The sequence below is a fragment of the Streptomyces sp. NPDC043680 genome (assembly GCF_056436685.1).
This window is the reverse complement of record NZ_JBWKCE010000010.1, coordinates 79,761-93,562: the sequence shown is the minus strand read 5'-3', so window position 1 is coordinate 93,562 and position 13,802 is coordinate 79,761. Positions and strand designations below refer to the sequence as shown.

Annotated in this window: 15 protein-coding genes; 7 read left to right on the top strand and 8 right to left on the bottom strand. The window is 71.0% G+C overall.

Translation table 11 applies throughout. From position 1 onward, the window contains the following. Positions 1-42: 42 nt before the first annotated feature. From AC0666_RS21200 to AC0666_RS21185, 4 genes are read right to left on the bottom strand one after another with little or no spacing between them, the layout of a single operon-like run. The gene (locus tag AC0666_RS21200) at positions 43-1,386 is read right to left on the bottom strand and encodes an NADH-quinone oxidoreductase subunit D (protein WP_356850820.1); all 1,344 of its coding nucleotides are present in this window, start codon (positions 1,384-1,386) and stop codon (positions 43-45) included. After that, positions 1,386-2,123, bottom strand: a complete 738-nt coding sequence (locus AC0666_RS21195) for an NADH-quinone oxidoreductase subunit C (protein ID WP_468962750.1) — start codon at positions 2,121-2,123, stop codon at positions 1,386-1,388. Before AC0666_RS21195 ends, AC0666_RS21200 begins: the two co-directional genes overlap by 1 nt. Continuing rightward, positions 2,120-2,674 carry a NuoB/complex I 20 kDa subunit family protein gene (locus tag AC0666_RS21190; protein ID WP_356850818.1) on the bottom strand — a complete coding sequence of 185 codons (555 nt, stop codon included), beginning with the start codon at positions 2,672-2,674 and terminating at the stop codon, positions 2,120-2,122. The genes AC0666_RS21195 and AC0666_RS21190 overlap by 4 nt, the downstream gene beginning before the upstream one ends. A gap of 15 nt (positions 2,675-2,689) precedes the next feature. Continuing rightward, positions 2,690-3,049: an NADH-quinone oxidoreductase subunit A gene (locus AC0666_RS21185; protein WP_030028256.1), complete on the bottom strand. Its 360-nt coding sequence runs from the start codon at positions 3,047-3,049 to the stop codon at positions 2,690-2,692. Between the two features lie 767 nt (positions 3,050-3,816). Between AC0666_RS21185 and AC0666_RS21180 the strand changes: the two genes are divergently transcribed. Then, a complete protein-coding gene (locus AC0666_RS21180; protein ID WP_468584996.1) occupies positions 3,817-4,644 on the top strand; it encodes a C40 family peptidase in 828 nt (275 codons plus the stop codon). A 93-nt stretch (positions 4,645-4,737) separates the two neighbouring features. On the opposite strand, the gene AC0666_RS21175 is transcribed toward AC0666_RS21180, so the two are convergent. Continuing rightward, positions 4,738-5,718 (bottom strand): hypothetical protein, encoded by a 981-nt coding sequence (locus AC0666_RS21175; protein ID WP_478708127.1) that lies wholly within the window; start codon positions 5,716-5,718, stop codon positions 4,738-4,740. Between the two features lie 22 nt (positions 5,719-5,740). Next, positions 5,741-6,187 (bottom strand): hypothetical protein, encoded by a 447-nt coding sequence (locus AC0666_RS21170; RefSeq protein WP_478708126.1) that lies wholly within the window; start codon positions 6,185-6,187, stop codon positions 5,741-5,743. Between the two features lie 222 nt (positions 6,188-6,409). Between AC0666_RS21170 and AC0666_RS21165 the strand changes: the two genes are divergently transcribed. From AC0666_RS21165 to AC0666_RS21145, 5 genes are read left to right on the top strand one after another with little or no spacing between them, the layout of a single operon-like run. Further along, positions 6,410-6,862, top strand: coding sequence for a hypothetical protein (locus AC0666_RS21165; RefSeq protein WP_468962744.1), 453 nt, complete (start codon positions 6,410-6,412; stop codon positions 6,860-6,862). Beyond that, on the top strand, positions 6,859-8,454 hold the full coding sequence (locus tag AC0666_RS21160; RefSeq protein ID WP_478708125.1) for a peptidoglycan-binding domain-containing protein: 1,596 nt from the start codon (positions 6,859-6,861) through the stop codon (positions 8,452-8,454). The genes AC0666_RS21165 and AC0666_RS21160 overlap by 4 nt, the downstream gene beginning before the upstream one ends. Next, a complete protein-coding gene (locus AC0666_RS21155; RefSeq protein WP_468962742.1) occupies positions 8,451-9,293 on the top strand; it encodes an ABC transporter ATP-binding protein in 843 nt (280 codons plus the stop codon). Before AC0666_RS21160 ends, AC0666_RS21155 begins: the two co-directional genes overlap by 4 nt. Beyond that, positions 9,290-10,510, top strand: a complete 1,221-nt coding sequence (locus tag AC0666_RS21150) for an ABC transporter permease (RefSeq protein WP_478708124.1) — start codon at positions 9,290-9,292, stop codon at positions 10,508-10,510. Before AC0666_RS21155 ends, AC0666_RS21150 begins: the two co-directional genes overlap by 4 nt. A gap of 47 nt (positions 10,511-10,557) precedes the next feature. Beyond that, the gene (locus tag AC0666_RS21145; RefSeq protein WP_468962738.1) at positions 10,558-10,905 is read left to right on the top strand and encodes a hypothetical protein; all 348 of its coding nucleotides are present in this window, start codon (positions 10,558-10,560) and stop codon (positions 10,903-10,905) included. Between the two features lie 46 nt (positions 10,906-10,951). On the opposite strand, the gene AC0666_RS21140 is transcribed toward AC0666_RS21145, so the two are convergent. Continuing rightward, complete coding sequence (locus AC0666_RS21140; protein ID WP_356850809.1) at positions 10,952-12,235, bottom strand: geranylgeranyl reductase family protein; 1,284 nt, start codon at positions 12,233-12,235, stop codon at positions 10,952-10,954. Positions 12,236-12,334: 99 nt separating this feature from the next. Between AC0666_RS21140 and AC0666_RS21135 the strand changes: the two genes are divergently transcribed. Then, positions 12,335-12,859: a GNAT family N-acetyltransferase gene (locus AC0666_RS21135; RefSeq protein WP_468585002.1), complete on the top strand. Its 525-nt coding sequence runs from the start codon at positions 12,335-12,337 to the stop codon at positions 12,857-12,859. Positions 12,860-12,881: 22 nt separating this feature from the next. Here the strand turns inward: AC0666_RS21135 and AC0666_RS21130 are convergent, their stop codons facing one another. Continuing rightward, positions 12,882-13,793: a glutaminase gene (locus tag AC0666_RS21130; protein ID WP_361718689.1), complete on the bottom strand. Its 912-nt coding sequence runs from the start codon at positions 13,791-13,793 to the stop codon at positions 12,882-12,884. Between the last annotated feature and the right edge of the window lie 9 nt (positions 13,794-13,802).

The window sequence follows — 13,802 nt, the reverse complement described above, 5'->3', positions numbered from 1 at the left end:
TGAGGGGGCCCTGGGGCGTGGCCCCTCCGGAAGACACGGCTGTCATCGGTCGACGCCTCCCATCACGGGGTCGATGGAGGCGACGGCGACGATGACGTCGGCGACCTGGCCGCCCTCGCACATCGCTGCCATGGCCTGCAGGTTGGTGAAGGACGGGTCGCGGAAGTGGACCCGGTAGGGGCGGGTGCCGCCGTCGGAGACGACGTGCACGCCGAGCTCGCCCTTGGGGGACTCCACGGCCGCGTACGCCTGCCCGGCCGGGACCCGGAAGCCCTCGGTCACCAGCTTGAAGTGGTGGATGAGTGCCTCCATGGAGGTGCCCATGATGTTCTTGATGTGGTCGAGCGAGTTGCCGAGGCCGTCGGGGCCCATCGCGAGCTGCGCCGGCCAGGCGATCTTCTTGTCGGCGACCATCACCGGGCCCGGCTCCAGCCGCTCCAGGCACTGCTCGATGATCCGCAGCGACTGGCGCATCTCCTCCAGGCGGATCAGGAACCGCCCGTACGAGTCGCAGGTCTCGGTGGTCGGCACGTCGAACTCGTAGGTCTCGTAGCCGCAGTACGGGTCCGCCTTGCGCAGGTCGTGCGGCAGGCCCGCCGAGCGCAGGATCGGGCCGGTGGCGCCGAGCGCCATGCAGCCGGTGAGGTCGAGGTAGCCGACGTCCTGCATGCGTGCCTTGAAGATCGGGTTGCCGGTGGCGAGCTTGTCGTACTCCGGCAGGTTCTTCTTCATGGTCTTCAGGAAGTCGCGCAGCTGGTCCACGGCGCCCGGGGGCAGGTCCTGCGCGAGGCCGCCGGGCCGGATGAACGCGTGGTTCATGCGCAGCCCGGTGATCAGCTCGAAGATGTCGAGGATCAGCTCGCGGTCCCGGAAGCCGTAGATCATGATCGTGGTCGCGCCCAGCTCCATGCCGCCGGTGGCGATGCACACCAGGTGGGAGGAGAGCCGGTTGAGCTCCATCAGCAGGACGCGGATGACGGTGGCGCGGTCGGGGACCTGGTCGGTGATGCCAAGGAGCTTCTCGACGCCGAGGCAGTACGCCGTCTCGTTGAAGAACGGGGTCAGGTAGTCCATGCGCGTGACGAAGGTGGTGCCCTGCGTCCAGTTGCGGAATTCGAGGTTCTTCTCGATGCCGGTGTGCAGGTAGCCGATGCCGCAACGGGCCTCGGTGACCGTCTCGCCGTCGATCTCCAGGATCAGGCGGAGCACTCCGTGGGTGGACGGGTGCTGGGGACCCATGTTGACGACGATCCGCTCGTCGTCCGCCTTGGCGGCCGACTGGACGATCTCGTCCCAGTCGCCGCCGGTGACGGTGTAGACGGTTCCTTCGGTCGTCTCGCGCGCCGAGGCGTGGTCGGCGGAGGAGGCGTGGTGGGACGTGGACATCAGCTGTACGACCTCCGCTGGTCGGGAGCCGGGATCTGGGCGCCCTTGTACTCGACGGGAATGCCGCCGAGCGGGTAGTCCTTGCGCTGCGGGAAGCCCTGCCAGTCGTCCGGCATCATGATCCGGGTGAGGGCCGGGTGCCCGTCGAAGACCAGGCCGAAGAAGTCGTACGCCTCGCGCTCGTGCCAGTCGTTGGTCGGGTAGACCGCGACGAGCGACGGGAGGTGCGGGTCGCCGTCCGGAACGGACACCTCCAGCCGCAGGACCCTGCCGTGCGTGATCGAGCGCAGGTGGTAGACGGCGTGCAGCTCGCGGCCCGTGTCCCCGGGGAAGTGGACGCCGCTGACACCGGTGCAGAGCTCGAAGCGCAGTGCCGGGTCGTCGCGCAGGGTGCGGGCGACGCGTACGAGGTGCTCGCGGGCGATGTGGAAGGTGAGCTCGCCCCGGTCGACCACCGTCTTCTCGATGGCGTTCTCGGGGACGAGGTCCTGCTCCTCCAGGGCGCCTTCGAGCTCGTCGGCGACCTCGTCGAAGTACGAACCGTAGGGGCGGTGGCTGGCGCCGGGCAGCGCCACGGTGCGTACGAGGCGGCCGTAGCCGCTGGTGTCGCCGCCGTTGTTGGCGCCGAACATGCCCTTGCGGACGCCGATCACCTCGGGTCCGGCGGAGCCCCGGGGGGCAGGAACGTTGTTCCCGTTGCTGCCGTTGTCCGGGGGGGTCTGGCTGGTGTCGCTCACCGGAGCAGCCCCTTCATCTCGATGGTCGGGAGGGCCTTGAGGGCCGCCGCCTCCGCCTCGCGGGCCGCTTCTTCCCGGTTCACGCCGAGCTTGGAGCCCTGGATCTTCTGGTGGAGCTTGAGGATCGCGTCCATGAGCATCTCGGGGCGGGGCGGGCAGCCGGGCAGGTAGATGTCCACCGGGACGATGTGATCGACACCCTGGACGATCGCGTAGTTGTTGAACATGCCGCCCGAGGAGGCGCAAACCCCCATGGAGATGACCCACTTGGGAGCGGGCATCTGGTCGTACACCTGCCGGAGCACCGGCGCCATCTTCTGGCTGACCCGCCCGGCCACGATCATCAGGTCGGCCTGGCGCGGGGAGCCGCGGAAGACCTCCATGCCGAAGCGGGCCAGGTCGTAGCGGCCGGCGCCGGTGGTCATCATCTCGATGGCGCAGCAGGCGAGGCCGAAGGTCGCGGGGAAGACGGATGATTTGCGCACCCATCCCGCGGCCTGTTCGACGGTGGTCAGCAGGAAGCCGCTCGGCAGCTTCTCTTCCAGTCCCATGGGAAATTCAGCCCCTCAGTCCCATTCCAGGCCGCCGCGGCGCCAGACGTAGGCGTAGGCGACGAAGACGGTGAGCACGAAGAGCAGCATCTCGACGAGCCCGAAGATCCCCAGGGAGTCGAAGGTGACGGCCCAGGGGTAGAGGAAGACAACCTCGATGTCGAAGACGATGAAGAGCATCGCCGTCAGGTAGTACTTGATGGGGAAGCGACCGCCACCGGCCGGCGTGGGCGTCGGCTCGATGCCGCACTCGTAGGCTTCGAGCTTTGCCCGGTTGTACCGTTTGGGGCCGATCAGCGTGGCCATGACCACGGAGAAGATCGCAAACCCTGCGCCGAGGGCGCCGAGCACGAGGATGGGTGCGTACGCATTCACGCTCCTCGCTCCTTCCAGTCGTCCTTGACCGTTGGACCGCTGCGCCGGCGCGGGGGCCCCTCCCAGCGGGAGCTGGGGGAGTCCTGCCTCGCGAAGATCGTGTACATGTGAGGCAGTTCACAAGCCGGACTGATGCGCATCCTATGCCCGCTCGTCTGTGATCTGCGACACGGGTTGCAACACCGAGTTTGTGATCTCCACCACCCGACGAACGATCATGAAGGCTTCTAGGTGGCGATCTTTGTACGCGAAGGATTCACACGGCTACGAAAGGTGACATTAACTGCGTTACCGCAGGTAGAGAGGGACTGCCCCTATCAAACGATGGCCAGTGCAGGCAAATTCGCCTTGCGGGGCCCATCGGTGATAAAGGGATCCGCGTCGCCCGGTCGAGGGAGGCCGCGCGCACGGGAGTGGACGTGTGCATCCGTTCACGAACCCGGCGGGTTGTGCCCGGCCGGTTCACAGCGAGATCACGGGCGGGCCACAGACTCCCCGCGGTGAGACATTCCTGTGACCTGCGCCACGTCGAATTCGTGCCTCCGAAAGAGGGCTTGGCCAACTGTGCGCGGGGATGGTAGGCGGCGGATCAATTCGGACTAATTACTGAAACCCCATGATCACAGGCTTGTGAGGTGCTGTCCGATTCGTCCGTTACGGCGTCAATACGTCGCGCGACGCGCCCGGTTGCGCCCGAATCGCGCACAACTGTGGCGCACACCACGTTTCTTGAAGGGAACCGCGACCCCCTGATAGCGGTTGTACCCATGTCCCACACCGCTCACATACCCAGCCACCGGAAGCCCCGTCGCAGCGCCTCGAAGCTCGCGGTCCGCGCCGGAGTTGCCGGTGGCGTCCTCAGCACCCTGGCCATGGCCGGCACGGCGAGCGCGTCCCCGTCCGAGCCCGTGGCCGAGACGACGCTCGAAATGCCGGTCCTGAACCTGGATCTGGCCGCCGAGGTCTCCTCCGCCGTCACCACGGCCGCCGAGAACACGGCCGCCGCCGCCGTCACCGGCGAGCTGCACGCCCAGGAGGAGGAAGCCCGCACGGGCGCCGCCGCCGAGGCGAAGAAGGCCAAGGAAGACGCCGAGAAGGCCGACGCCGAGAAGAAGGCGAAGGAAGAGGCGGACCGCAAGGCCGCGGCCGAGCGCGCCACCCGCAGCTCCTCCCGCGCCACCCTGCAGAGCGCCTCCGCCTCCGGCAGCCTGGGCTCCGGCACCGTGACCGCCCCGGCCACCGGATCCGCGGCCGCCATCGTGAACTTCGCCCGCGCGCAGGTCGGCAAGGCCTACGTGATGGGCGGCACCGGCCCGTCCTCCTTCGACTGCTCCGGGCTCGTGCAGGCCGCCTACCGCCAGGCCGGCATCTCCCTGCCCCGCATGTCGCAGGACCAGTCCTCCGAGGGCACCTCGGTCTCCCTCAGCGCCCTCCAGCCGGGCGACATCCTGTACTGGGGCTCCCGCGGCAACGCCTACCACGTCGCCCTCTACGTCGGCGGCGGCAAGTTCGTCGGCGCGCAGAACCCCAGCACGGGCATCGTCGAGCGCTCCCTGAGCTACGACCGCCCGACGGGCGCCGTCCGCGTCCTCTGATCCCCGCTCCGCGGCACGCCGGACACCGCGAAGGGCCGGTACTCCCCCGCTCGGGGGCGGAGTACCGGCCCTTGGCCGTGCCCCGCTTCGGCTTCAGCCGAGCGACGCCGCCAGCTTGAAGCGGGCGTCGCGCTGCTTCTTGTAGAGCGCGAGCGTCTCGGCGTGCTCCTCGGTGAGCCGCTGCTGGTAGGCCTTGTCGACGGCGTACCAGACCCCCACGAGGTTCACCTCGTACTTGCACGCCACGTCGGCCTTGGCCGCCGAAACGGCCTTGGCGCCGCCCAAGTCGCTCTGCAGGCCCAGCTTCTCGACGACCTCGTACGGGGTTTTGAGCCCGGTATAGCCGGACTTGTCCATGCAAGCGGACCACTTGCGCAGGACCTCGACGACCCGGGAGTCGCCCTTGGAGCGGTCGTGCGCCTCGCCGGCCAGGCCGAAGGCGAAGAGGAGGTCCACGCTGTCCTTGGTCGGCGCGTACAGCTTGCGGTAGCCCTCCCGCCCACAGCCCCCGGCGGGCACCTTCTGCCCGCCGACCTCGATGCCGCTGTCCACGCGGGCGGCGTCCTCTTCGTTGAGCGCGTCGGGGGGCGGTTGTGCGCCCTGCCCGCCGCCGCCCGGCGGTTCCCCGTGCAGCACGGTGTACGCACTGTCGCTCAGCTTCGGGGCAGGCGGCTTGGCCGGCTTCCCCTCGCCCGAGGTCTTGTCGTACCCGTGGGCTGCCGCACGCGCCGGATCGGCCAGGCCGAACAGATAGGCGTGCCGGTCACCCGGCGCCCCGCCCGGAGAGCGCCCGACCGCCGTCACCCCCTCGTACGTGAACCCGTACCGGGCCATGCACGCGGCGACGAGGCCCTCCTGCACCCGGCCCATCCTCATGGTGTCCGCCTCGGTGTCCATGTACGCGTCCATGGGCAGGGACAGGGAGGACGTGGCCGGGTTCACGGCGACGGCACCCAGCTTCGGCTCCCCACCGCCGCCCCCCGGCCCGCCGCCGGCTTCCGAACAGCCCGCAAGGAGGACGGCCGCCAGCAGCGCCGCCGGGACGGGGATCCGGCGGACGCCGGCGGTGCGCATCGTGGAAAGCTCCCTCACCTGCTCAGGCGTGGAGGGTGTAGGTGGACGAGCTGATGGTGTTCTTGAAGGTGGCGGAGGCGTTGCCCTGGTAGTTCGACGGGATCTCGCCGACATTCCCGTCCATGTAGGCGTCGGTCGCCACCTTCCAGGCGTAGACATCCCGGTTCTTGTAGGACTCGGTGTTGTCGTTCACCAGCGAGGTGCCGCCCGTGCAACCGCTCTTGAAGTAGTTGTCGTTGAAGTTGAGGTCCTCGCCGTATAGGTCGAAGACACAACCGGACTGGTACTGGTTGTAGAAAAGCCCGAACTCGTCGACTTCGAGAATTCCGTCCTTCCCGTACGCGGCCGACGGGCCTGCCGTGCCCAGCAGAAGCGCGGCGGCCGAAACAGCGGTGAGACAACCCGTCGCCAGGTTGCGGAATACCTTCTCCATCATGTGCTCCTCGTCCTCGGGATGGAAAACACCCATGGGGTGGTGAACCGTGATCACGGTTCCTTCCGGCCGGGAAGTCAACAGGTCGGACGCCCTCCGGCAAAAGCCCCTTCTCACCTGATGGACAGTCATCTGAAGTTTCCGATAGGTAACTTGTGGCAGTGGATCTCCACTCCCTACTATCTGGCAGCGCGCTCCCCGCCACGTTTTACAACGGACGCGCACACCCCATCTCTACGGCCTTAGGGAATCGCCGACGTGCACGCACGCCACTTCGCTCCACTGCTCGCCATATGCCTTTCCCTGACGGCATGCGGAGGCGAAAAGGAGCCCAAGGCAATCGACAGTCCGCCGCCCACGCAGCAGGAAATCGCCTACCACGACTGTCTGAAAAAGCACGGCGTCCCCATCGTCTACCGGGGCAACGGAATGCCCTACGAGGACAAGGACCAGCCCTGGAACGAGGAAGCCCACACCGCGTGCGCTTCGCTTCATCCGGCGCCGCACAGTCCTGAACCGGCCGACCCCGACGTGCTCGCTGCCGCGCAGAAACAAGCCACGTGCATGCGGGCCGAAGGCATCTCGTGGTATCCGGACCCGGATCCGGTGACGGCCGAGTTCGACCAGAGCAAGGGCGGCACGCCCGAGCAGTGGTCCTCGCTCAAGACCGAGCACCTCGACACCCTTCGGAAGTGCCGGCCGGCGAGATGAGCGAAATCGGCCACACCGTGGGGACGGTGCAGGCCCCTGCGACCGTGGGGGACAAGATCGGCGGGCTCGACCGGGGCAGGCGTGCGGTCCTCGGCATCGTCGGCGGCGCCGCGCTGATGGCGGTCGGCGGTCTGCTGGCCACGGCACTGGTGAAGTCGCCCGCCCAGGTGGCGGCGGAGACCGGCCCGCCGGCCCAGGCTGCGCTGACCGCTGAGGTCGAGCGGCGGGTCCTCGCCGAGACCGTGGTGATGCGCGGGACCGTGGTCGCCGGTCAGAGCGTCGCGGTGTCGCCCCAGGGCGTGCGGACGGGTGAGGGCCAGGGGACTGCGGTGCTGACCAAGCTGCCGCTGAAGGCCGGGGATCCGGTCAAGGCCGGGCAACTGCTCGCCGAGGTGTCCGGGAGGCCCGTCTTCGCACTGCACGGCGGCCTGCCGATGTACCGGGACCTCAAGCCGGGCACCACCGGCGACGACGTCGCGCAACTCCAGCAGGCGCTGCGCGAGCTCGGGCACGGCACCGGCGCAGACGCCCAAGGGGTCTTCGGCCCCGGCACGAAGGCGGCCCTCGCCGCCCGGTACCAGGCCGTCGGGTACGACCCCCTGCCCGCGGTCGCGGACGGCGGCTCGGCGCTGAAGGCCGCCCGGGACGCGGTGCGGTCGGCGCAGTGGGCAGTGGAAGACGCCAGTGGCTCCGCCGGCGGAGCGGGCGGCGCCACGGGAAGCACCGGGAAACCCGGGTCCGGCGCGACTCCCGGTCCGGGTTCGGACTCCGGGGCGACCCCAGGCCCAAGCTCCGGCTCCGGCCGCGGCTCCGGCTCCGGCTCCGGCTCCGGCCGCGAACTCACGCGCGCCCGGCAGGCCCTTGCCGAGGCGCGGACCGCGCTGGCCGCGGCCGAGGCCGCGGACGGGCCGATGCTGCCCGCCGCCGAGACCGTGTTCCTCGGAGGTTTCCCCGCCCGGGTCAGCGCGGTCGGCGGGCAGGTCGGCGCCGCCGTGGCCGGGCCGGTGCTGACGCTCTCAGCAGGAGAACTCGTGGTGGAGGCCTACCTCAAAGACGACAAGAAACAGCTGCTGCGCGCCGGGATGACGGTGATGATCTCCTCCGAACTCACCGGCAGCGACGCCCGGGGCAAGGTGGCCTCGGTCGCCGCCGAACGGTCCGCCGCGCAGGCGGCCGGGGCCGGGCAGCCGCAGCAGGGGCCGGACCGGGGCGAGGGCCAAGGCCAAGGTGCCAAGGGCGGCACAGGCGGCACAGGCGGCGGGAGCAGCGGCGGCGAGGTCGGCTACCGCATGGTGGTCCGCGCCGACCAGCCGCTGCCGGCGGCATTCGCCGGGCAGGACGTACGGCTGACCATCGAGTCCGCCGCCACGGACGGTGAGGCCCTCGTGGTCCCGGTCACCGCGGTCTCCGCCGGTGCGGACGGGCACACCGTGGTCACCGTCCAGGGCGCCGACGGCGCACAGCGCCGTATCGAGGTCCGCATCGGCACCAGCGGAGACGGCTACGTGGCCGTGGCCCCCCTCCAGCCGGGCACCCTCACGGCCGGTACCCGCGTGGTCGTCGGAGCCGCACCCAAGGGGGCGCCCCGATGAGAGTCCGCCTGCGCCGCGGTCTCACCGGCCGCCGGCAGACCGGGCCCGGGCAGCCGGAGCCCGCCCGCCGTCCCGAGGACCGGGATCCGGAGCGCCCCCGCCGCCCCGCCGAAGCCCGGCCGCCCGAGGCCGACGCCCACGGCCCGGGGGCCGACGGGGCAGCGGAGCCCGACGCCCCCGTCATCGAGTTCCGCGGTGTCGGACTCACCTATCCCGGCCCGCCTCCCGTCGCGGCGCTGCTCCCCTTCGACCTGGTCGTGGCTCGCGGCGAGTTCATCACCGTCGTCGGGCCCTCCGGCTCGGGGAAGTCCACCTTCCTCAACGTCGCCGGGCTGCTCGACTCCCCGACCTCCGGCCGCTACCTCCTCGACGGGATCGACACCGCCGCGCTCGCCGACCGGGAGCGCACCGCCCTGCGCGGGCGCCGGATCGGCTTCGTCTTCCAGTCCTTCCACCTGCTCCCCCACCGGTCCGCCCTGGAGAACGTCACCCTCGCCATGCTCTACACCGAAGTCCCGCGCGCGCAGCGCCTCGTACGGGCCCGCGCGGCCCTGGAGCAGGTCGGGCTCGGGCACCGGGCGGACGCCGTCCCCGGGCGGCTCTCCGGTGGGGAGCGCCAGCGCGTCGCCATCGCCCGCGCGCTCGTCGGGCGCCCGTCGCTGCTGCTCTGCGACGAGCCGACCGGCAACCTCGACTCGGCCAACGCCGCCTCCGTCCTCGCCCTGCTCGACGAACTGCACGGCTCCGGCATGACCGTCCTCCTGATCACCCACGACCCCGGGGTCGCCGCCCGCGGCCGGCGGACCGTCACCATCCGCGACGGGCGGCTCTCCGGGTGAGCGCCGTCCGCCCCACCCGGCAGTCCCCGCGCGACACCGTCTCCGAGGCCGTCGCCGGCATGCTGCGCCGCCCCGGCAGGGCCGTGCTCACCGCGCTCGGCACCGTCCTCGGCGTCGGCAGCTTCGTGGCCGTGCTCGGCCTCACCGCCACCATCTCCTCGCAGATCGACGGCCGGTTCAACGTCCTCACCGCCACCGAGGTGACCATCGAGGACGTCGCCGCCCAGCAGAGCGAGTTCGCCGGGCCCGGCTTCCCCGCCGACGCCGAGCAACGGCTGCACGCCGTCGCGGGCATCGAGCACGCCGGGGTGCTGTGGACGGTACGACTGGACTCGCGGACCTCCCTCGGCTCCCTGCCGTCCGGCGGCGGAGAGTCCATCACCGGTGCGTCCGTGGTTGCCGCCTCGCCCGGGGCGGTCGCCGCCCTCGTGCCCACGCTCCGGGAGGGCCGCCTCTACGACGAGTTCTCCGAGCGGAGCCGACAGCGCGTCGTGGTCATCGGCGGCGGGCTCGCCGACCGGCTCGGCATCACCACTCTGGCCACCCGGCCCGCGCTCTACATCGGGCAGGAGCCCTTCACCGTGGCGGGGATCGTCTCCGACGTGGAACGCAAGCCGGAGAACCTGCTGTCCGTGCTCGTGCCCCGGGCCACGGCCGAAGAGCTGTGGGGGCCGCCCTCGCCCGGCAGTGCGAGCATGCTCATCGCCACCGAGCTCGGCGCGGCCCGGCAGGTCGCCGAGCTCGCCCCGCTCGCGCTGCGGCCCGACCACCCCGAGTACCTGAAGTCGGTGCCGCCGCCCGACCCCCGGCTGCTGCGCTCGGGAGTGACCTCCGACCTCAGCGCCCTGTTCCTGCTGCTGGCCGGGATCTGCCTGGTCATCGGCGCGGTCGGGATCGCCAACACGACCCTCGTCGCCGTCCTGGAACGGACCGGGGAGATCGGGCTGCGCCGTGCGCTGGGGGCCCGGGGGCGGCACGTGTCGGCCCAGTTCCTCGCCGAGTCCGCCGCGCTGGGGGCGCTCGGCGGCCTGGTGGGGACGTCCCTCGGCGAGCTGACGGTGGTCGGGGTGTCCCTCGTACGGGACTGGACGCCGGTGATCCACCCGCTGACGGTGGCCGCGGCTCCGCTCGTCGGGCTCGTGACCGGGCTGCTGGCCGGGGTGCATCCCGCCTGGCGGGCTGCCCGTGTGGAACCGGCCGAGGCCCTGCGAAGATAGCGGAGGCGCAGCGCCCGCCCCGATTTCACCTGAGGAGGTGGTGGCCCGTGCGGAGTGAGGAACGCCCCGAACACCTCGAACACCCCGAAGACGCCGCGGGCACCGCGTACACCGCAGACACCGCGCACACCGCGACCCCCGGGCACGGCAGCGGTGACCCCACCGCCGTGCCGGCCGCCACCGGGCTCTTCCTGCTCGCCGTCGGCGGCTGGCTCCTCAACACCACCCGCCCCTGGCACAAGCCCGGACATCCGCTCACCCTGGGCCTCGGCTGGGCCGCCGGCCTCACGATGCTGCTGTACGGACTGGTCCTGCTGACCCGCTGCGTGCGCTCCGTCCACGCAGCCGAAGCCGAAGGCACCCCCGGCAGCGCCCCGGACCGTTCCGCCTCCTGAGCGCCCCGGGCCGCACGGCCGTGCCGCGCGACCCCGCCTCGGCCGGTCAGGCCTTCGGGGCCACCTTCGAGAGGCCGTTGATGATGCGGTCCATCGCGTCGCCGCCCGCCGGGTCGGTCAGGTTGGCCAGCATCTTCAGCGTGAAGCGCATCAGCACGGGGTGCGTCAGCCCCCGCTGGGTGGCGACCTTCATGACCTTCGGGTTGCCGATCAGCTTCACGAAGGCGCGGCCCAGCGAGTAGTAGCCGCCGTACGTCTCCTTCAGCACCTTCGGATAGCTGTGCAGCGCCAGCTCGCGCTGGGCGGGCGTCGCCCGGGCGTGCGCCTGGACGATGACGTCGGCCGCGATCTGGCCCGACTCCATGGCGTACGCGATGCCCTCGCCGTTGAACGGGTTGACCAGCCCGCCCGCGTCGCCGACCAGCAACAGGCCCTTGGTGTAGTGGGGCTGGCGGTTGAAGGCCATCGGCAGGGCCGCGCCGCGGATCGGCTGCGTCATGTTCTCGGGGGTGTAGCCCCAGTCCTCCGGCATGGACGCGCACCATGCCTTGAGGACCTCGCGCCAGTCCAGCTCCCGGAAGGCGGAGGAGGAGTTGAGGATGCCGAGGCCGACGTTGGACGTGCCGTCGCCCATGCCGAAGATCCAGCCGTAGCCGGGCAGCAGCCGGTCCTGCGGGCCGCGCCGGTCCCACAGCTCCAGCCACGACTCCAGGTAGTCGTCGTCGTGCCGCGGTGAGGTGAAGTACGTACGGACCGCGACACCCATCGGGCGGTCCTCGCGCCGGTGCAGGCCCATCGCCAGCGACAGCCGGGAGGAGTTGCCGTCGGCCGCGACGACCAGCGGGGCACTGAAGGTGACCGGGGTCTTCTCCTCGCCCAGCTTCGCCTGCACGCCGGTGATGTGGCCGGTGCGCGGATCGCGGACGGGCTCGCCGACGTTGCAGCGCTCGTACAGCCGGGCGCCCGCCTTCTGTGCCTGCCGGGCCAGCGTCTCGTCGAAGTCGTCGCGCTTGCGGACCAGTCCGTAGTCCGGGAACGAGGCGAGCTCCGGCCAGTCCAGCTGGAGCCGCTGGCCGCCGCCGATGATCCGCAGGCCCTTGTTGCGCAGCCAGCCTGCCTCTTCGGAGATGTCGATGCCCATCGCCACCAGCTGCTTGGTGGCGCGCGGGGTCAGCCCGTCACCGCAGACCTTCTCGCGGGGGAACGCCGTCTTCTCCAGCAGCAGGACGTCCAGTCCGGCCTTGGCGAGGTAGTAGGCGGTGGTGGAGCCGGCGGGTCCGGCCCCGACGACGATCACATCCGCGGAGTGTTCGGAGAGGGGCTCGGTCACTGCGGGGTCTCCCGAAGGCTCGATAAAGGGTGCCCAACGGCACAGGACATGTGCAGTCTATGCAGCGAGAGAGATCGCGAATCCGAAGGGCTGCCCACTGTGACCACCTCGCCGACCCGGCCGCTCCCCGCCGTCCAGCTCCGCGTGCCCACCGACGAGGACGCGCACGCCTGGCACGCCGTCTTCGACGACCCCGACGTCATGGAGTTCCTCGGCGGTCCCGCCGAGCTGTCCCTGTACGAGGAGTTCACGGCGCGCCAGCGGATGCACGACGCACAGCTCGGCTACTGCCTGTGGACGCTGCTGGACGGTGAGGGCGCCGTCATCGGCTTCACCGGGGCGCAGCCCTGGCCCCAGGAGGAGTGGGGGCCGGTCGGCCAGATCGAGATCGGGTGGCGGCTGGGCCGGGAGCATTGGGGCAAGGGGTACGCGTTCGCCGCCGCGCTGGCCACGGTCGAGCGGATACGGGAGGCGGGCGTGCCGGAGGTGGTGGCGATGATCCACGCCGGGAACGCGCGTTCGGTGGCGGTGGCGGAGCGGCTCGGCATGCGGCTGGCGGAGGAGTTCCTGTCTCCGGGTGGCAACCCGGGCCGCCGCTACAGCCTGCAGCTCCGCCCCGAGTAGCCCCGGCCGTGCGAGCGGCGCGTCAGAAGACGGACAGGCCCGTCAGGGTGGTGAAGCGGTCCAGGGCCGCCACGGCCGCGACCGAGTTGCCGTGGACGTCGAGGCCCGGGCTCCACGCGGCCAGCGTGCAGCGGCCCGGGACGACCGCGACGATCCCGCCGCCCACCCCGCTCTTGCCGGGCAGGCCGACGCGGTAGGCGAACTCGCCTGCCGCGTCGTACGTCCCGCAGGTCAGCATCACCGCGTTGACCTGCTTGGCCTCGCTGCGCGTCAGCAGCCGCGAGCCGTCCGCCCGCAGCCCGTGCCGGGCCAGGAAGCGCCCCGCACGGGCCAGGTCGGCGCAGCTCATCTCGATGGAGCACTGCCAGAAGTAGTGGTCCAGCAGGGTCGGCACCGGGTTGTCGATGTTCCCGTACGAGGCCATGAAGTGGGCGAGGGCCGCGTTCCGGTCGCCGTGCTCGTGCTCGGACGCCGCGACCTCCGCGTCGAAGCCCATGTCCGGGTTGCCGCTCTCCAGCCTCAGGAACTCCAGCAGTTCACTGCTCGCGTCACCCGTCAGGGTCTGCAGCCGGTCGGTGACGACGAGGGCGCCCGCGTTGATGAACGGATTGCGCGGGATGCCGTTTTCGTACTCCAGCTGCACGAGCGAGTTGAACGGATTGCCCGAGGGCTCCCGGCCCACCCGCTCCCACAGGCTGTCGCCACCCTCCGCCAGCGCCAGGGCCAGCGCGAACACCTTCGTGATGGACTGGACGGAGAAGGGGACCTGCCAGTCCCCCACCCCGTGGACGTTGCCGTCGAGGTCGGCCACGGCCATCCCGAACTGCGCGGGGTCCACGGACGCGAGCGCCGGAATGTACGCGGCGGGCGCGCCGCTGCCCACCAGCGGGGCGACGTCCGCCGCGATCTGCTCCAGCAGCCCTTGGTAGTCCACCCGCCGCCG